The organism is Arthrobacter sp. P4_F11 (genome assembly GCF_056401395.1).
The window spans coordinates 26,928-44,340 of sequence record NZ_JBFUJK010000004.1 but is presented as its reverse complement, the minus strand read 5'-3'; the positions used below and the strand labels follow the sequence as shown (position 1 = coordinate 44,340).

The following is a 17,413-nucleotide window of genomic DNA, read 5'->3' as shown; positions in this document are numbered from 1 at the left end:
CCCCACGAAGGAGAGCACCAATGCTTATCGAGCGCATTTACGATGAAGACCTCGCCCAGGCCAGCTACCTGATTGGCTGCCAGGCCAAGGGTGAGGCTGTTGTTGTGGACGGCCGCCGGGACATCGCGGTGTACCAGGAACTGGCCGAGAAGAACGGCATGAAGATTGTGGCCGTCACCGAAACCCACATTCACGCCGACTACCTCTCCGGCACCCGCGAGCTGGCCGCAGCCACCGGCGCCACGATCTATGTCTCCGGCGAAGGCGGCCCGGACTGGCAGTACGAATTCGACGGCGAACGGCTCTACGACGGCGACAGGATCGCCCTCGGCAACATCACCATCCAGGCTCTTCATACCCCGGGCCACACCCCGGAGCACCTGTCCTTCCTGGTGACTGACGGCGCCTTCAGCGACCAGCCCGGCTACCTGCTCTCCGGTGACTTCGTCTTCTCCGGTGACCTGGGGCGCCCGGACCTGCTGGACGAAGCGGCCGGCGGCGTGGACACCCGGTTTGAGGGTGCCAGGCAGCTCTTCGCCAGTCTGCGGGACAAATTCCTGCCCCTGCCCGACTACGTCCAGGTCCACCCGGCCCACGGCGCCGGCAGCGCCTGCGGCAAGGCCCTGGGCGCCATCCCCTCCACCACCGTCGGTTACGAACGGCTCTACGCCTGGTGGGGCCCGTACCTCGCCGCGAACGACGAGCAGGGGTTCGTCAATGAGCTTCTCGACGGCCAGCCGGACGCCCACGCCTACTTCGGGCGGATGAAGCGCGAAAACCGTATCGGCCCGGCAATCTTGAGGGAACGTGCCCCGCTGCAGGAGCTGGACATCGCCGCCGTGACCAGGGATCTGGCTGCGGACAAGGCAACCTTCATAGACACCCGCTCCAACACCGAGGTCCACGAGGGCACCGTCACCGGCTCCCTGAACATCCCCGCCGGCAAGTCAGTGGCCAGCTACGGCGCCTGGGTCGTGAACCCGGAAACCGATAAGAACCCGTTGGTTCTGCTGGCCGCCGGGCCGGAGCAGGCCCAAGAGATGTGGGATCACTTGGTCCGCGTCGGCATCGACAACATCGCCGGCTACCTCACCGGCGTCGAAGGCCTCCCAACCTCTACCCCGCGGCTGATCCAGCCTGCCGATCTGGCCGACTTTGACGCTGCCATGGTGCTGGACGTCCGCAACCGCACCGAGCACCTGGCCGGACACATCCCCGGATCCCACCAGCTCAGCGGCGGCCGCGTCATGTGGCACCTCGACGAACTCCCGGCCGGAGGCACTATCGTGACCTACTGCCAAAGCGGCATCCGCAACTCCGTCGCGGCCAGCGCCCTGCGCCGCGCCGGGTACGACATCGTTGAACTCGACGGCAGCTACGCGGCCTGGGCCGCCCACCGGCCCTCCGTGGCCTCATCCCGCTGACCCTGGGAAGGGACGTCCGTCGCCACGCCGGGGGGCACGCGAAGCCAACGGTGACCGCCCCGGACGGCGTCGAAGGCTCCCGGGGCGGGGAGGCCTTCGGACTCTACCGGTCAGCCGAGGTCGGCCAAAGAATCGGAATAGCAATGGTCTGAGGCGAAAGGGCACCGGTCTTGATGTGGGGCTACGGCATGAATATGGCCTGGATGTGGATGTGGGGCATACTCCTGCTCATCGGCATAGCGCTGCTGGTACTGGTCGCCGTGCGCATGTTTGCCGGAGGCGGCACTCACGGCGGGATGCAGGGACCGCAGGGTCCCTACCCCGGCAGGAGCCGGGCCCGGCAGATCCTCGATGAACGCTTTGCCCGGGGTGAACTGACGGCGGAGCAATACCGCGAGCAGCTAAAGGTTCTCGGCGAGGACCAATAGTGCTCCCAATGAGACGCCGGAACGCGCTCCTGCTGGGCGGCCTCGGCACGGCAGCCATAGCCGCCGGCGGAGCCGGGCTCTGGTGGACGGTCAGTTCCCGGTTCTCGACCGTCGCGGGCGGAGACTTCACCGACCCGAAGCAGCTGCGCAGCAGCAACGGACGGTTGCAGGTCCGGCTCGAAGCGTCCGCTGGCTCAGTGCAGCTCGGCGGCCAGCAGGCCTCGGCGCTTGGCTACAACGGCGGAATCCCCGGCCCAACCCTGCGTTTGAGGAGTGGGGACGTGTTCGCCGTCGAACTGGTCAACAGCATGGACGTCCCGACAAACCTGCACGTCCACGGACTCCACGTTTCACCCCAGGGCAACGGAGACAACGTTTTCAACGTCGTCGAGCCCGGCCACTCGTTCCGCTACGAGTACCGGCTCCCTGCGGACCATCCGCCCGGCGTGTACTGGTACCACCCCCATCATCACGGCATGGTCGCCGATCAGATTTTCGCCGGCCTGTTCGGTGCGATCATCGTCGAGGACGCACAGCCCGTGGACGTCAGCCGCGAGCGGGTGATGGTCGTCTCTGACATCACCCTGGACGGCTCCGGAACCGTCGGCGGCCCCTCGCCCATGGACCGGATGCTCGGCCGGGAAGGTGAACTTGTCCTGGTCAACGGACAAAGCAACCCGAAACTTTCCGCCCGGCCGGGCGAGCGTGAGCGGTGGCGGATCGTGAACACGTGCGTGGCGCGCTACCTGCAGCTGCGCCTGGACGGGCAGCAGATGCAGCTCCTCGGCATCGATTCCGGCCGCTTCCCCACACCCCGGAACACGGACGAGGTGCTGCTGGCGCCGGGCAACCGTGCAGATGTCCTGGTCACAGCTGTCGAGGGCGACGCCACTCTCAGTGCCGTCTACTACAACCGTGGCAGCATGGCCGGCATGATGGGACCGGCAGGGCCAGCCCCGAACAGCGCCCAGGGCACAGGGGATCTCGTGCTGGCGACCCTCTCGGTCACCGGTGCCCCGGCCGCTCCTCCTCCGGCGGTGCCGTCCCGGACCGCAGCGGCAGACCTGAGGACCGCGGCCGTTGCCGCCCGCAGGCAGCTGACCTTCGCCGTCGGCGGCATGGGCATGGGGATGGGAATGAGTTTCACCATCAACGGCCGTGAATTCAACGCAAGCCGGACGGACACCACCGTTGCCGCGCAGACGGTGGAGGAGTGGACCCTGATCAATCCCAGCCCGATGGACCATCCCTTCCACCTGCACGTCTGGCCGATGCAGATCATCGAGGAACAGAGCCAGACGCCGGGCCAGCCCGTCTGGCGTGACGTCGTCAACATACCCGCCAACGGACAGGTGCGGGTCCGGATCCACTTCAAGGATTTCACCGGCCGCTCCGTGTACCACTGCCACATTCTGGACCACGAGGACCAAGGAATGATGGGCGTCATCGAAGTCCGCTAGCCACGGGGAGCAAGTATCCCGACGACGGCCCGGCAAATGCCCAGCCTGTAGCCTTGACCTGGCTACCATCCAACACTGCCAACCGGAGGGAGAATGCCATGGCCGCAGCTTTCATGAGCCATGCCGCAACCGCCCTTCGCCGCGGATTCCTGCTAGTGGGCCTGCTGGCCGTCGTGGCTGGATTCCTCGGGATGCACATCATGACCGGAATGCATGGCGCTCATGCCATGACCGCGGTGACATCCTCCGCGGAAGCCGCGGGGTCATCTTCCCGGCCGGAGACCAACCTCGCACCTCATCCGGCCGCCCATGCCCTGCAAGAGCGCACTATGGGCCATGACTCCTTGGCTCCGCGCCCTGCGACCCCAGCCGGTCCCGACCTGACGGCCGGCAGCCGGGCCGCTGCCCCCGCGGTGTCGTGCATATGCCAATCGAACTGCGCCGACGCTGCGTCAATGCACTCGGCCTGTGTGCCCTCGGCGGCAATGACGTCCCTGGCCGCGCCGCCACCTGGCATGGCGCCGGCCTCGATGCACAACCCGGACACGCACGGCGACGCCGCCGTCAGGGCCTGCTGCTATCTCCCCGCAAGTCCTTCGCCGGGCGATCTTTCCATCAGCCGGACGTAAGACGGGATCGCGCCGTGTCGTTGTCCGGCGTCCCCACTTACCCGACACGCTCCATCCCGTTCTTCCAGCGGCGCGGGCGTGTCATCCGCAGGCGTGCCACAACGCCGATTGATGATTGAAGGACCTGACCCCATGAAGAACTCCCTGACCATTTCTGCCACAATTTCTGCCTTCGGCATTTCCGCCGCCATCGCCCTTGCCGGCTGCGCCGGCACCTCCGGAAGCACACCCGCCGGCACCATGCCGGGCATGGGCAGCGGCGGCCTGGGCATGTCGTCAAGCTCAGCGCCCGCAACCGCGGGCCACAACGCGGCAGACACCATGTTCACCCAAGGGATGATCCCGCACCACGCCCAGGCCGTGGAAATGAGCGACATGATGCTCAGGAAGCAGGGCATGGACGCGCGGATCACCGCGCTCGCCACAAAGATCAAGGCCGCACAGGCACCCGAAATCGCGCAGATGACGGGCTGGCTCAAGACCTGGAACGAACCCGCCCAGATGGCGTCCGGCCATGGCATGGGTGACGGGGTGATGGGCGATGACGACCTGAAGAAGCTCGATGCCGCCCAGGGCGCCGACGCGGCCACGTTGTTCCTGGCCCAGATGATCGTCCACCACGAGGGCGCGGTGATGATGGCCAAGACTGAAAGCAGCCAAGGCAAGAACCCTGACGCCCTCAGCCTCAGCAAGGCAATCGTGACCGCCCAGGAAGCTGAAATCCAGGAGATGAAGGATCTGCTGGCCAGCCTCTAGCAGAGTCCCGGCCCCGGTCCGCCTTCGGACCGGGGCCAGCAGCGTCCCGGCCCCGGCCGACGCAGTCCAAAGCATCGGCCGACGGCGGTGCTGCTTTGGCCTCGCACCTGGGTGCCGCACCGGCTGCAGCGACGGGCCGGGATGCCCGGCGGAACGAATGCACCTACACTGCTGGAATGCCTATCATTCCGGATTCCAAGGACTGGACTTGGGTCCTGTCGCAGCCCTGCCCCGAGTGCGGTTTCGATGCCTCCACCGCGACCCCGGCCACGGTGCCGGGGATCGTCATCAGCATGCTCCCGCGGTGGCGTGCAGCCCTCCGACGGCCGGACGCGACGGAACGGCCCAACGAAGCCACGTGGTCCGTCCTCGAGTATGGCTGCCACGTCCGGGACGTCTTCACACTTTTCGATCACCGCCTGTCCCTCATGTTGTCCGAGGACGATGCCCGGTTCGATGACTGGGACCAGGACAAGACGGCAATCGAGCAGGACTACGCCAACGCCGATCCAGCCCAGGTCGGCATCGAGCTGACGGCGGAGGGCGAGCAGATTGCCGCGTCCTTCGCACGGGTAAAGGAGGAGGATTGGGTCCGATTGGGGACCCGGAGCAACGGCTCGGTGTTCACTGTCCTGACCTTCGCGCAGTATTTCCTACACGACGTAGTCCACCACCTCCACGACGTGGACGGCTAACGCGAAGAACTGGCGCGCGGACGGCAGCCACGCGGACGGCCGGCGGGCGGGCGCAGGGTCTGCGGTTCCCTGAGGCGGCCCCTACGGCACGGCCGGCTGAAGCTCCTTGTCCCACGCCATGCTCCGGTTGACGGCCACATAGCCCATCTTGATGTAGAGCGCGAGGGCCCCGCTCGGGTTCTCCGAGTCGACATCCAGCGACGCCACGTCCATGCCCGCGGCCGCGAAGCGGCGCATGGCATCGGCCAAGAGCACCTGCGCGATGCCCCGGCCACGGTACTCGCGCCGGACGCCGAGGAGCTCCGTGTAGCCTTCGCGGAAGCCGCGGGTCAGGGCGGCCTCGACGTCGTGGGTGGCCAACTGGTACCCGGCCACCGTGCCGGTAGAACGGTCCAGCACGACGCCGCTCAGGTCCGGCCGGGCCTGCGGATCATTCACCACAAAGCCCCAACCCTCCTGGTCGCGGGGCTCGCTGCCCCAGTGGTCCCGGAATGCCGCGTTGTGCGCCAGCCGCACCGGTTCATGCAACTCCGGCCCAAAAGTGACGAGCTCCAGTCCGGGGTCCAGGAAGGATTCAGGCACAGCCTGGGTCAGTGGCCGGTGCATCTCGTTGTAATAGCGGACAATGCCGTAGCCGGAACCGGCGAACAAGGCGGCCTGGTGCTGGTGCTGCTGCTCGGTATGGAGCCGCAGTCTCGGGCACGGGACGCCCCCGTCGCCGGCATCGCCGGCATCCCCAACTGTGCCGGCATCCCCAACCGTGCCGGCATCCCCAACCGTGCCGGCAGGCCGTGCGTCCTCGGCAAAGCGGTCCCTGGTCCGCTGTTCCATCCAGCCCAGCAGCGAGGTGCCGATCCCGCTCCCCTGCCACTCCGGGTCAACGCAGCCGGAGCCGTTCGCCTTGTCACCGTCTCGGTTCTTGGTGATCCGGCCGTAGGCCCGGGCAACGCCCTCCGGATCGAAGCCGATGATGGTGTTCGCCGTTACCGGGTTATTTTTGGACTCCAGGATCTGTTCCAGGTCCGCCTGGCGCTCGAACCAGACGGGTTGCTCGACGGCGGCCGTGCGGGCAATCAGGCCAGCCCACGCGTCGAGGTTGCGGCGCTCCGCCGGCCGCCAGGACAGCCGGGGATCGAGTGCGGGCCGGGGGTGGAGCTCGCCGTTGCGGTTCATGGCAACAGGCTAATAGGCGGGTTACCCGCGCGCCAGCACGGCCGCCGTCGCCGGACCCTCGCCCGCGGCGCCCGTGGCGGCAGCCGCGGCTGCGGCGTCCAGGTCCAGTCTGGTGTCCGCGGCGTCGATATCGTCCGGGTTGTGGGTGACCAGGACAACGGTCCGGTCGCGCAGCCCGTCGCGCAATTCGGCGAGCATGAGCCTGCCTGACTCGGCATCGAGGTGCGCCGTCGGTTCATCGAGCAGGATGACGTCGGCCCCGGTCATGAGCGTGCGCGCAACGGCCAGGCGCGTACGCTCTCCGCCGCTGAGGAAGGCCCCGCCCGGGCCGATCCGGGTGTCCAGGCCGTCCTCAAGCCGGGCCAGCATCGGGCCGAGTCCGACGGCGTCGAGGGAAGCCCGCATCTGCTCGTCCCCGTTGGCCACCACGGCGCCGCCGGGTCCACGCTGCGCACTGTCCGTACCGGCGGGAGCTGGCTCCGGCCGCGCCAGGAGAAGGTTGCCGCGGATGGTCGAGTCGAACAGGTGTGCCTCCTGCGGGCACCAGGCGGCGCGTCCGCTCAGGTACAGGTGGCCGCCGGCCGCCGGCAGGAACCCCAGGACCGTGGCCAGGAGGGTCGACTTGCCGGAGCCGGAGGCGCCGGTGACGGCCAGCCAGCGCCCGGGGCCGGCCTCGGCCGTGAGTCCGCTGAAGACATTTCCGCCGCCAGGCCACGCGGCAGCGAGGTCCACGAGTTCAATCCCTGGCCGGCCGCCGGGCCGCGAAGCCACGGGCACCAGTCCGCCCGTTGCGGCGCCGCCGTCCGCGTCACTGTTCGCCCCCGCCTCCAGGACTCCTGCCGCGCTGATCCGCCGCATCACGGCGCGGAGCGCGGGATACTGCCGCACGGCCGTGGTGATGGCCGCGTAAGGGTCCACCAGGGCCAGCTGCACGAGGACGACGACGGCAACAGTCTCCGGTTCGACCGCGCCGCTCAGGGCGAGCGGGGCGGCCAGCACGGCGCTGGCCAGGGCGGCCCCGGCACAGGCCAGGACGGTCAGGGCCTGGCCGAGACCCTCCGCCCATGCCGACCGCTGTGAGGCTGCCGTCGCGGCCCGGTCCGCCCGGCCAATCGCATCGAGCACGGGGGCGCTGACGCCGTTCGCGTGCAGTTCCGCGCGGGCGTCCAGGGCAGCGGCAACGTGACGGAGCACGCCGGAACGGAGGTTTTGTTCGGTGCCGGCGGACATGCGGTCGGCGGCCAACGCCAGGGCGGGGGAAACGACAATGCTCAGCAGCGCTGCGGCGGCCACGGCAGGCAGCGCAGCGGGAAGCAGCAGCCCGATCCCGGCCACTGCGGCCGCGGCGACAGCGATGGCGGTCACGGGCGGCAGCACGACGCGGGGCAAAAGCTCGCGGACCGTGTCGACGTCGTCCACCACCGTGCCGAGTACGTTGCCGCCCTGCAGGAGCCGGCGCAGGGACAGCGCGCGGCGGCTCAGCGACTCCCAGAGCCGGCCCCGGAGCCGGGTCAAGGCGGCGAACACGGCATCGTGCAGCACCAACCGCTCGGAGTACCGCAGGCACGCCCGGCCGACGCCGAAAAACCTCACGCCGACGATCGCGGTCAGCAGGTACAGGATGGGCGGCTGTTCACTGGCCCGGATGATGAGCCAGCCGGACAGCCCCGCGAGGGCGACGGCGAACAGGGCCGCCAACGTGCCTACGGCTCCGGCGGCGGCGAACCGGCCCTTGACCGGGGCCAGCAGGCGACGCAGCTGGGCAGGGACCGAACCGGACGGGCCGGCTGCACCGGAGTCGGAGCCGGAGCCGGAGCCGATTGAGCTGGCCGAACCGGCGGCCGCGGCAGGTGCGGTGCCGGTTTCAGGGCGGCCCGGAGTCGTGCCCGGATCCGGGGTCGGGCTTGGGCCCGGGCTCTGGCTGTGGCCCGGCGCCGCGGCGTCCACGAGGAAGGGCGCCCGGGTGGCCGCCGCCTGCACGCCCGGCTCTCCCCCGGCGGATGCCGGCAGGGGCGGGACGAGGGCCGGAGGTTCACCGCCGTGGTGGCCGCCGGCGCCCGGCGTCACCGCGACGAGAGTGTCGGCAAGGTCCCGGGTGTGCCGGTCGTGCGCAACGAGCAGCACGGTGACCTTTCCGCGGAGCCCGGCGAGGGCCCGATTGACCAGTGTGGCCGATCCCCGGTCCAGATGGGCGGTGGGTTCATCCAGGAGCAGTACGCGGGCGCCGGCCTCGATCCTCGCCAGCCCGCGGGCCAGAGCAACCCGTCTCAGCTCTCCCGGGCTCAGCTCGGCCAGGTGCTTGGCCGCCAGGTGCCCCGCGCCCACGGCTGCCAGGCACCTCACTGCCGCATCGACTTCCGCGCCCACGTCGGTGCCGCCCGCCTCGGTGCCGGCGGCGGCGGGAACGCCGTCGTCGGCGGCGGGAACGCCGAGATACAGCCGGATCTCATCCAGCACCGTGGAGGCCACCATGACGGGGTGCTGTGGCACCCAGGCGACCTCCGCCGTCGTGAATCCTCCGAGGCGTCCGGACACGGCGGTCTCCGCGTCCGTCCCGACGGTCCCGGCGAGGACTCCGAGCACGGTGCTCTTGCCGGCGCCGCTGGCACCGTCGAGTGCCGTGATCTGGCCGGCCGCGGCAGTGAAGCTCAACGGTCCGACGGCAGCGTCCGTGCGTCCGCCGAAGCGGACGGTCAGTCCGTCCACGGTGATGGCGGGCGGGCCGGCAGCAGGACCGGAGGCCGGCGTCGGATCCAGGGGTGCGGCTCCGGGATCCGCGAGGACTGCTGTGGTTTCGGCGAGCGCTGCCCGGCCGTCGTCGCTGGCGTGGTGTGCGGTGCCGAGCTCCCGGAGCGGAAGGTAGCAGTCGGGAGCGAGGATGAGCGCAAGCAGCCCTGCCTCAAGCGCCATGTCGCCGTGGACCAGGCGGACGCCGATGAACACGGCGACGACCGCCACGGAAATCGTCGAGATGAGCTCCAGGGCCAGGGCGGAGAGGAAGGCCGTGCGCAGAGTCCCCATGGTCCGGGAACGATATTCCTCGGACATGTCCTCCAGCGCCTGGCGCTGGGCTGAGGCCCGGCCCAGGCCCACGAGGACGGGCAGCCCTTTGGCGAGCTCGAGCATGTGCCCGGAGAGCCGTGCCAGTGCGGACTGGGCGTCCCTGACACGTTCCTCGGTGTACCGCCCGATCAGGATCATGAACAGCGGCACCAGCGGCACCGTCAGCACGATCACCACGGCGCTGACCCAGTCGGCGAACAGGATGCGGGCGCCCAGCAGCAGCGGAATGGCCGCGCAGTTCACCAGCGCGGGCAGGAACTGGGTGTAGTAGCTATCCAGGGCATCCAGCCCCCGGGTGGCCAGCACGGCGAGGCCGCCGTCGGCGGGCCCGGCAGACCGCGTGCCGTTCCTGAGCGCCTGCTCCAGCAGTTGCGAGCGCAGCTCCTCCTTCACGCCGAGCGCCGCCAGGCGTGAGGCCACGGACTGGCCCCATACCGTCAGTGAGCGCAGCACTGCCCCCGCGGCGCCCAGAACCAGCTGGTCTGCCCAGGCGGGGTCATGAGCGGCGAGCCCGGCGAGCATCGAAGCGACGGCCTGCGCCATGAGCACGAGCGAGAGCGCTTTGAGGGCGGCAAGCAGTCCCAGCAGGTAGAGGGCGGAACGGGTCGAGGGGCCGGCGGGGAACGGTCTCATCTGGGAAGTTAGTCCTTCGGTGCCAGCGCTTTGGCGGCGATCGCGGGAAGGAAGCTGTGCGCCTCCGGGATATGCGCTGCGCTCACCCGGCGCCGGAACACCCAGTACGTCCAGGCCTGGTACGCCAGGACCAGCGGCAGCCCGATGCAGGCCACAATGCTCATCAGGCCCAGGGTGTAGTCCGAGGACGAGGCGTTGGAGACGGTGAGATTGAACGCGGGATCCAGCGTGGACGGAAGAACCACGGGGAAGGCGGCACCGAAGATGGAGGCGCTGCCGAGCAGGAGGAATGCACCCAGCGACATGAAGGCACGGCCTTCGGCACCCTTGCGGGCGAAATTCCACGCCAGGACCGCGGCGACGACGGCGGCGACCACGGCAGCGATGGTCCAGGCCTCGCCGCTGAGGAGCTGGAGGCTCACCGCCCAGCCGGCCATGGGCAGCAGCAGCACAGGCAGCAGCCGGACGAACCAGGCCCGCGCCCGGTGGCGAACCTCGCCGTCGGTCTTCAGCGCCAGGAACCCGAGACCGTGCAGGAGGGAGAATCCGACGACGGCGAGCCCGCCGAGCACGGCGTAGCCGCTGAACCAGGCAAAGGGGCCGCCCTCGCGGTCGCCGTTGGCGTTCAGCGGCAGTCCCGTGGTGGTCAGGGCCAGTGCGGCGCCGACGCCGAAGGCCGCGACGAACGACCCTGCCGAGATGGCCCAGTCCCAGCGGGCGCGCCACCGGGGGTTGTCCACCTTGCCGCGGTATTCGAAGGCGACCGCCCGGAAAATGAGCGCCACGAGAACCAGCAGGAGTGGCAGGTACAGGGCGGAGAACAGCGAGGCGTACCAGAGCGGGAACGCCGCGAAGGTGGCGCCGCCGGCGGTCAGGAGCCAGACTTCGTTGCCGTCCCAGACCGGGCCGATCGTGTTGATCAGGACGCGGCGTTCGGTGTTGTTCCGGGCGAATCCCTTCATCAGCATGCCGACGCCGAGGTCGAAGCCCTCGAGGAAGAGATAGCCCGTCCACAACACCGCGATGGCAACGAACCAGATGGTGGGTAGCAGTTCCATGCTGAGAATCCTCTGCGTATTTTTCGTGTGGGTTGCTGGGTGGTGGGGTGCCGGGCGGGCGCCTAGTAGGCGAACGCCAGGACGTCGTCGTCGGGTTTGCCGGGACCGCCCCGGGGGGTGTTGTCCTCGTTTTCGTCAACGGGGGCGTGGGCAAGTTCCGGCATGGCCGAGGCCACGCCGCCGCGGATGTACTTGACCAGGAGCTTGACCTCCACCACCAGCAGCACAGCATAGATGGAGGTCAGGACCACGAGGGAGGTCAGGATCTCTCCGGCCGAGACTCCCGGTGAGACGGCCGCGGCGGTGAACATGAAGACCTGGTCGATGCCGCTGGGGTCCGGGTTGGGGGCGACGACGAACGGCTGGCGGCCCATCTCGGTAAAGATCCAGCCCGCCGCGTTGGCACCAAACGGTGCGAGGATCCCGAACACCGCCAGGCGCATGAGGCCGCGGGAGGCCGGCACGGTTCCCTTGCGGGTGGCCCACAGCGCCAGAAGGGCGGCGAGGGCGGCCACGCCGCCGAAGCCGATCATCATCCGGAAGCCCCAGTAGGTGACTTCCATGACGGGCACGTACTGGATTTGCTGTCCGGCGCGGTCCCCGTAGATGGGGTTGTCCGGCAGGGTAGTGCCGTACTTGTCCTGGTACTCGCCCAGCAGGCTGTTGACGCCCTTGACCTCCGTGGTGAAGTCGCCCTTGGCCAGGAAGGACAGGATGCCGGGGACCTCGATCACGGCCACGATGTCATCGCAGTTCTTGGCGCCGAGGTTGCCGACGCTGAGGACCGAGAAGCCGGTGCCATCATGGCAGGCTGCCTCGGCGGCGGCCATCTTCATGGGCTGCTGCTCGAACATGAGCTTGCCCTGCAGATCTCCGGTGACGGCGGTGCCCGCGAAGGAAATCATGGCGACGACGGCGCCGATCCTCAGCGAGCGGATCCAGACGGTGTGGTCGCTGCGGTCCCGGCCGAGGATGCCGGCGGCTTCGCCGGGTATCACCTTGCCGTCGGCCCCGATGGTGTCGATGCCGTCGTGGCGGCGGCGCCACAGGTGGTACCAGGCGATGCCGAGCAGGAACCCGCCGGCGACGGCGAGGGCGCCGAAGAGAGTGTGGGGCACGGCGACCAGGGCAGTGTTGTTGGTGAAGACGGCCCACGCGTCGGTCATGACGGGGCGGCCGTTGACCATTTCGACGCCGACGGGGTGTTGCATCCAGCTGTTGGCCACGATGATGAAGTAGGCCGAGAAGACGGAGCCAATGACGGCGATCCAGAGGCAGGCCAGGTGGATGGCGGGCTTGAGCTGTTTCCAGCCGAAGATCCACAGGCCCAGGAAGGTTGACTCGACGAAGAACGCCAACAACGCTTCCAGGGCCAGCGGGGCGCCAAAAACGTCACCGACAAAGCGGCTGTACTCGCTCCAGGCCATACCGAACTGGAACTCCTGCACGATTCCGGTGGCCACGCCCATGATGAAGTTGATCAGGAAGAGCTTGCCCCAGAACTTGGTCATGCGCAGATATTCGGGCTTGCCGGTGCGGTACCAGAGCGTCTGGATCACAGCCACCACCAGCCCTAGGCCGATCGTGAGCGGCACCATCATGAAGTGGTAGACCGTGGTGATTCCGAATTGCCAGCGTGCGATTTCCAAGGCGTCCAAGGCAGTCCCTACTTTTGGCTAGGTCCGAGCAACTTCTACGTGGCGTAGAAATGATTCTTCTACAGAGTGTAGAACACATCCTCGCTTCCCCGTAACTCAGACTCCCACGGCACGTCACGGCCTGCAATGGAAGAAAGCCCCTGTCCCGCCGCCCCGGGGCCGGCGGCGCGACACGCCGGGCGGCCGTGTTCTACTTCATGTAGAAAGAATGCGCAAAACGCTGTAAATTTGTAAACGAAGTATTCACATACACCGCCCCGGCAGGCACCAGCAGTTTCCCAGCATGACGCCGGCGCGGCAGGCATAGAAGGATGTACGCAATGGCAAGTCTCGGTGAACTGGAACGGGCAGTGATGGACCTGCTCTGGGCAGGCCAAGAAGCTGCGACAGCCAATACGCTGCGGGACCTCCTCGCACAAAGCACCCAGCCCCAGGACGGCAGCGCCGGACACGTGGGCAAAGACCTCGCGGTCACCACGGTGCTGACCGTACTCTCGCGCCTTGAGCGGAAGGGCCTGGTGGAACGCGAACGCGGCACCCGCCCGCACCGCTACCAGGCCGTCTCGAGCCGCGCGGACCACACCGCGGAACTCATGCACGAGGTCCTCGGCTCCGCTCCGGACCGCGAAGCCGTCCTGGCCCGGTTCATTGGTTCCGTCACGGATAACGAGGCAGAAACCCTGCGCAAGCTTTTGGGCCGCAGCTAGCGCCCGATGTTCTGGACCTCATATTTTCTGGCGGTCCTGGCGATAGCATTGGCGTGGCCGGTGCCTATCCTCCTTTCCCGTGCCCAATGGCCGGCCCGCTCCCCCTTCACTGCGATGCTGTTGTGGCAGGCGATCGCGCTGGCCGGTGGCCTGTCCATGATCGGCGCCATGCTCGTTTACGGGCTCGAGCCGGTCGGGGACAACCTGCTCTCCGGCCTGCGGGCGCTGGCTGGCATGGTCTTCCACAATGCCCCCACCACGGAACTGGGCTTCTGGCACATCTTTGCGCTCTCGGCCGCGGCCCTGCTGACGGCGCACCTGGTATTTACCCTGCTGCTGACCTACTACAAGATCCAGCGCCAGCGCCGCCGCCACCGCGAGCTGCTGGACCTCCTGGCTTCGCCGTCCTCCGACGGCCCGGGGACGATGGTCCTGAACGTGGACTCGCCTGTGGCGTACTGCCTGCCCGGCGGCGCACGGTCCGTGACGGTTCTCTCCGACGGCCTCATGGCCGCCCTGGAGCCCGATGAGTTGCGTGCCGTGCTGATTCACGAGAACGCCCACCTGAGCCAGCGCCACCACCTCCTGCTGTGGGCCTTCGCCGCGTGGCGCCAGGCGCTGCCCTGGCTGCCCACCACCCGGCTGGCGCAGGAGTCGGTCAACTCTCTGATCGAGATGCTGGCCGACGACGTCGCGCTCAAGACGGAGAGCAAGGCGACCCTGATCAGGGCGATTGCCATTGTGGCCAGCGGGTCCCCGGCCACCCCCGCGGTGCGCCTGGCGTTCGGCGAGCCCGGCGTGGCCGACGGCGACCCCAGCCAGCCCGGCGCCACCGGAGGCAGCGGCTCGGCGGGTACGACGGCGTCACGCGTCAGCCGCCTGCTCTCGCCGCAGCCGCCGCTGCCGGAACCGCTGCGCGCCGCTGTCCTGGCCTGCTGCGTGCTGCTGCTGGCCGTGCCGACGGCCCTGCTGCTGGTCCCCGGCCTGCTCGGCTAAGTCCGGCTCCCTGCCACCCTGGTCCCCGTCGGCGGGGCGTCAGGCGTCGATGCGGTCCCGGTCCAGGTTGGCGGCGCCTGCAATGATGAAGTCCTTGCGCGGCGCCACGTCCGAGCCCATGAGGAGGCCGAAAGTCTCTTCGGCCTGCTTGGCGTTCTCGATCCCGACCTTCCGGAGCGTCCGGTGCCGGGGGTCCATGGTGGTTTCGGCCAGCTGCTCGGCATCCATTTCGCCCAGCCCCTTGTACCGCTGGATCGGCTCCTTGTAGCGCTTGCCCTCCTTGGCGAGCCGCGCCAGCAGGACATGGAGCTCAGCCTCGGAGTAGGTGTAGATCATCTCGTTGGCCTTCTGGCCGGCGTTGACGACCTCCACACGGTGCAGCGGCGGGACGGCGGCGAAGACGCGCCCCTGGTCGATCATCGGACGCATGTAGCGGAAGAAGAGCGTCAGGAGCAGGGTCCGGATGTGGGCGCCGTCGACGTCGGCGTCTGTCATCAGGATCACTTTGCCGTACCGGGCAGCGCTGATGTCGAACGTGCGGCCGGAACCAGCCCCCACCACCTGGATCAGGGCAGCGCACTCGGCGTTGGAGAGCATGTCCCCCACCGAGGCCTTCTGGACGTTGAGGATCTTGCCGCGGATCGGCAGGAGCGCCTGGAAGTCGGAGGACCGCGCCAGCTTGGCGGTGCCTAGCGCGGAGTCACCTTCGACGATGAACAGTTCGGAGCGTCCGACGTCGTCGGTGCGGCAGTCGGCGAGCTTGGTGGGCATGGAGGAGGTTTCCAGCGCATTCTTGCGGCGCTGGGTTTCCTTGTGGACCCGCGCCGAGATGCGGGACTTCATCTCGCTGACGATCTTTTCCAGCAGCAGCGCGGACTGGGCCTTGTCGTTGCGGTTTGCGGAGGTCAGCTTCGCGGTGATCTCCTGTTCCACCACCTTGGCCACGATGGCCCGGACGGCGGAGGTGCCCAGGATTTCCTTGGTCTGGCCCTCGAACTGCGGTTCGGCCAGCCGGACGGTCAGGACCGCGGTCAGGCCGGCGAAGATGTCGTCTTTTTCGATCTTGTCGTTGCCGGCCTTGAGCTTGCGGGCATTGGTCTCCACGGCCTTGCGGAAGGTCTTCAGCAGGGCCTGCTCGAAGCCGGACTGGTGGGTGCCGCCCTTGGGCGTGGAAATGATGTTGACGAAGGTCCGGACCGTGCTGTCGTAGCCGATCCCCCAGCGCAGCGCGACGTCGACCTCACAGTCGCGTTCGACCTCCGCGAGCTGGCTGTGGCCCTTTTCGTCGAGGACGGGGACGGTTTCCTTGAATTTCCCGGCACCGTGGAGGCGCCAGATATCCGTGACGGCGGGGTCGGCGGCGAGGAAGTCGACAAATTCGGAGATGCCGCCGTCGTGGTGGAAGACCTCCTCATGCGGGCCCGATTCTCCGGGCGTGCCGGCAATCCTGCGTTCATCCCGGACCGTGAGCTTCAGTCCGGGCACCAGGAACGAGGTCTGGCGGGCACGCGCGGCGAGGTCATCGTAGGAGAATTTGGCGTCGGGCGTGAAAATCTGCCGGTCCGCCCAGTAGCGGATCCGGGTTCCTGTCACGCCGCGCTTGGCCTTGCCCACGACATCGAGCACAGAGCCGTCGATGAAGGGTTCGAACAGGGTCGCGGGGTCCGGCTTGGTGCCCGGATCTTTGAACCGGCCCGGCTCGCCCCGGCGGAAGGACATCTTGTATGTCTTGCCGCCGCGGTCCACTTCGACGTCGAGGCGGGCCGAGAGCGCGTTGACCACCGAGGCGCCCACGCCGTGCAGGCCGCCGGAAGCGGTGTAGGAGCCGCCGCCGAACTTTCCGCCGGCGTGCAGTTTGGTGAAGACGACCTCGACGCCGGTCAGCCCGGTTTTCGGTTCGACGTCCACGGGGATGCCGCGGCCGTCGTCGTGGATCTCGACCGAGTTGTCCGCGTGGAGGATGATCTTGATGTCGTGGCCGAAGCCGGCGAGGGCCTCGTCGACGGAGTTGTCGATGATTTCCCAGAGGCAGTGCATGAGGCCGCGGGAGTCCGTGGAGCCGATGTACATGCCCGGGCGCTTACGGACGGCCTCGAGGCCCTCCAGCACGGAGAGGTGCCGGGCGGTGTAATCAGAACTGGGTGCCACGGGTCGTGAACTCCTTACAGGATCGGGACAGCCACCGCAGCGTGCGCAGGCGGCAGTCACAGAATTTGACGCTCTTCCTAGGTTAGTCGGACTCCGGGTGATCGACGGTCTGCCACTCCCCGCGGGGGCTCTCCGGCCACCCGCCGTTACTGAGACGTGATACGCGGACAGCGAAAGTAGGCCATCCGTGCCATGGTTTGGCCACGAATGCTGGTTATATAGGTATACCGATCTACTAAGGAGGCCGAACATGACAACAGCAGTTGCGGACCGCACACTGACCGCCGCAGACCGGTGCGATCGTTGCGGAGCACAGGCATATGTCCGAGTTGTTCTCGGTGCCTCCGGCGGTGAGCTTCTTTTCTGCGGCCACCACGCACGCGCCGTAGAACCGACCCTCAAGCCGCTCAGTTCAGACTGGCATGATGAGACTGACCGCCTTCACCAGAAGGCCCCGGTTCCGGTCGACTAGACCGCACCGGTTTCAGCCCGGCGCCCTACAGGGTTCCGGGCGACTTGAGACCACTGCATCAGGGCCCCTCCATACCGGAGGGGCCCTGATTCGTTAAGTGCTGGTTCGTCAGG

Annotated in this window: 13 protein-coding genes; 8 read left to right on the top strand and 5 right to left on the bottom strand. The window is 68.1% G+C overall.

The window, feature by feature from the left end; translation table 11 throughout:
* Positions 1-20 precede the first annotated feature (20 nt).
* The 5 genes from AC1DRO_RS06120 (at position 21) to AC1DRO_RS06100 (ending at position 5,392) form a co-directional block, all read left to right on the top strand.
* Positions 21-1,424: an MBL fold metallo-hydrolase gene (locus AC1DRO_RS06120; RefSeq protein ID WP_476950184.1), complete on the top strand. Its 1,404-nt coding sequence runs from the start codon at positions 21-23 to the stop codon at positions 1,422-1,424.
* A gap of 170 nt (positions 1,425-1,594) precedes the next feature.
* A complete protein-coding gene (locus AC1DRO_RS06115) occupies positions 1,595-1,852 on the top strand; it encodes an SHOCT domain-containing protein (RefSeq protein WP_459384420.1) in 258 nt (85 codons plus the stop codon).
* Positions 1,853-1,860: 8 nt separating this feature from the next.
* Positions 1,861-3,312: a multicopper oxidase family protein gene (locus AC1DRO_RS06110; protein WP_476950183.1), complete on the top strand. Its 1,452-nt coding sequence runs from the start codon at positions 1,861-1,863 to the stop codon at positions 3,310-3,312.
* A 761-nt stretch (positions 3,313-4,073) separates the two neighbouring features.
* Positions 4,074-4,697 (top strand): DUF305 domain-containing protein, encoded by a 624-nt coding sequence (locus AC1DRO_RS06105; protein ID WP_476950182.1) that lies wholly within the window; start codon positions 4,074-4,076, stop codon positions 4,695-4,697.
* Positions 4,698-4,873: 176 nt separating this feature from the next.
* Positions 4,874-5,392, top strand: a complete 519-nt coding sequence (locus tag AC1DRO_RS06100) for a DinB family protein (protein WP_476950181.1) — start codon at positions 4,874-4,876, stop codon at positions 5,390-5,392.
* 81 nt (positions 5,393-5,473) lie between these two features.
* Here the strand turns inward: AC1DRO_RS06100 and AC1DRO_RS06095 are convergent, their stop codons facing one another.
* From AC1DRO_RS06095 to AC1DRO_RS06080, 4 genes are all read right to left on the bottom strand, one after another.
* Positions 5,474-6,565 carry a GNAT family N-acetyltransferase gene (locus AC1DRO_RS06095; RefSeq protein WP_476950180.1) on the bottom strand — a complete coding sequence of 364 codons (1,092 nt, stop codon included), beginning with the start codon at positions 6,563-6,565 and terminating at the stop codon, positions 5,474-5,476.
* 21 nt (positions 6,566-6,586) lie between these two features.
* On the bottom strand, positions 6,587-10,261 hold the full coding sequence (gene cydD / locus AC1DRO_RS06090; RefSeq protein WP_476950179.1) for a thiol reductant ABC exporter subunit CydD: 3,675 nt from the start codon (positions 10,259-10,261) through the stop codon (positions 6,587-6,589).
* An 8-nt stretch (positions 10,262-10,269) separates the two neighbouring features.
* Positions 10,270-11,319 carry a cytochrome d ubiquinol oxidase subunit II gene (gene cydB, locus AC1DRO_RS06085; protein WP_223917101.1) on the bottom strand — a complete coding sequence of 350 codons (1,050 nt, stop codon included), beginning with the start codon at positions 11,317-11,319 and terminating at the stop codon, positions 10,270-10,272.
* A 62-nt stretch (positions 11,320-11,381) separates the two neighbouring features.
* Positions 11,382-12,977, bottom strand: coding sequence for a cytochrome ubiquinol oxidase subunit I (locus tag AC1DRO_RS06080; RefSeq protein WP_243179398.1), 1,596 nt, complete (start codon positions 12,975-12,977; stop codon positions 11,382-11,384).
* Between the two features lie 320 nt (positions 12,978-13,297).
* Between AC1DRO_RS06080 and AC1DRO_RS06075 the strand changes: the two genes are divergently transcribed.
* Complete coding sequence (locus AC1DRO_RS06075; RefSeq protein ID WP_018772400.1) at positions 13,298-13,684, top strand: BlaI/MecI/CopY family transcriptional regulator; 387 nt, start codon at positions 13,298-13,300, stop codon at positions 13,682-13,684.
* Between the two features lie 6 nt (positions 13,685-13,690).
* The gene (locus AC1DRO_RS06070) at positions 13,691-14,680 is read left to right on the top strand and encodes a M56 family metallopeptidase (RefSeq protein ID WP_476950178.1); all 990 of its coding nucleotides are present in this window, start codon (positions 13,691-13,693) and stop codon (positions 14,678-14,680) included.
* A gap of 39 nt (positions 14,681-14,719) precedes the next feature.
* On the opposite strand, the gene AC1DRO_RS06065 is transcribed toward AC1DRO_RS06070, so the two are convergent.
* Positions 14,720-16,828 carry a DNA gyrase/topoisomerase IV subunit B gene (locus AC1DRO_RS06065; protein ID WP_476950177.1) on the bottom strand — a complete coding sequence of 703 codons (2,109 nt, stop codon included), beginning with the start codon at positions 16,826-16,828 and terminating at the stop codon, positions 14,720-14,722.
* Between the two features lie 250 nt (positions 16,829-17,078).
* Here AC1DRO_RS06065 and AC1DRO_RS06060 point away from each other — a divergent pair, with 250 nt between their 5' ends.
* A complete protein-coding gene (locus AC1DRO_RS06060) occupies positions 17,079-17,300 on the top strand; it encodes a DUF7455 domain-containing protein (protein WP_026266251.1) in 222 nt (73 codons plus the stop codon).
* Positions 17,301-17,413 lie beyond the last annotated feature (113 nt).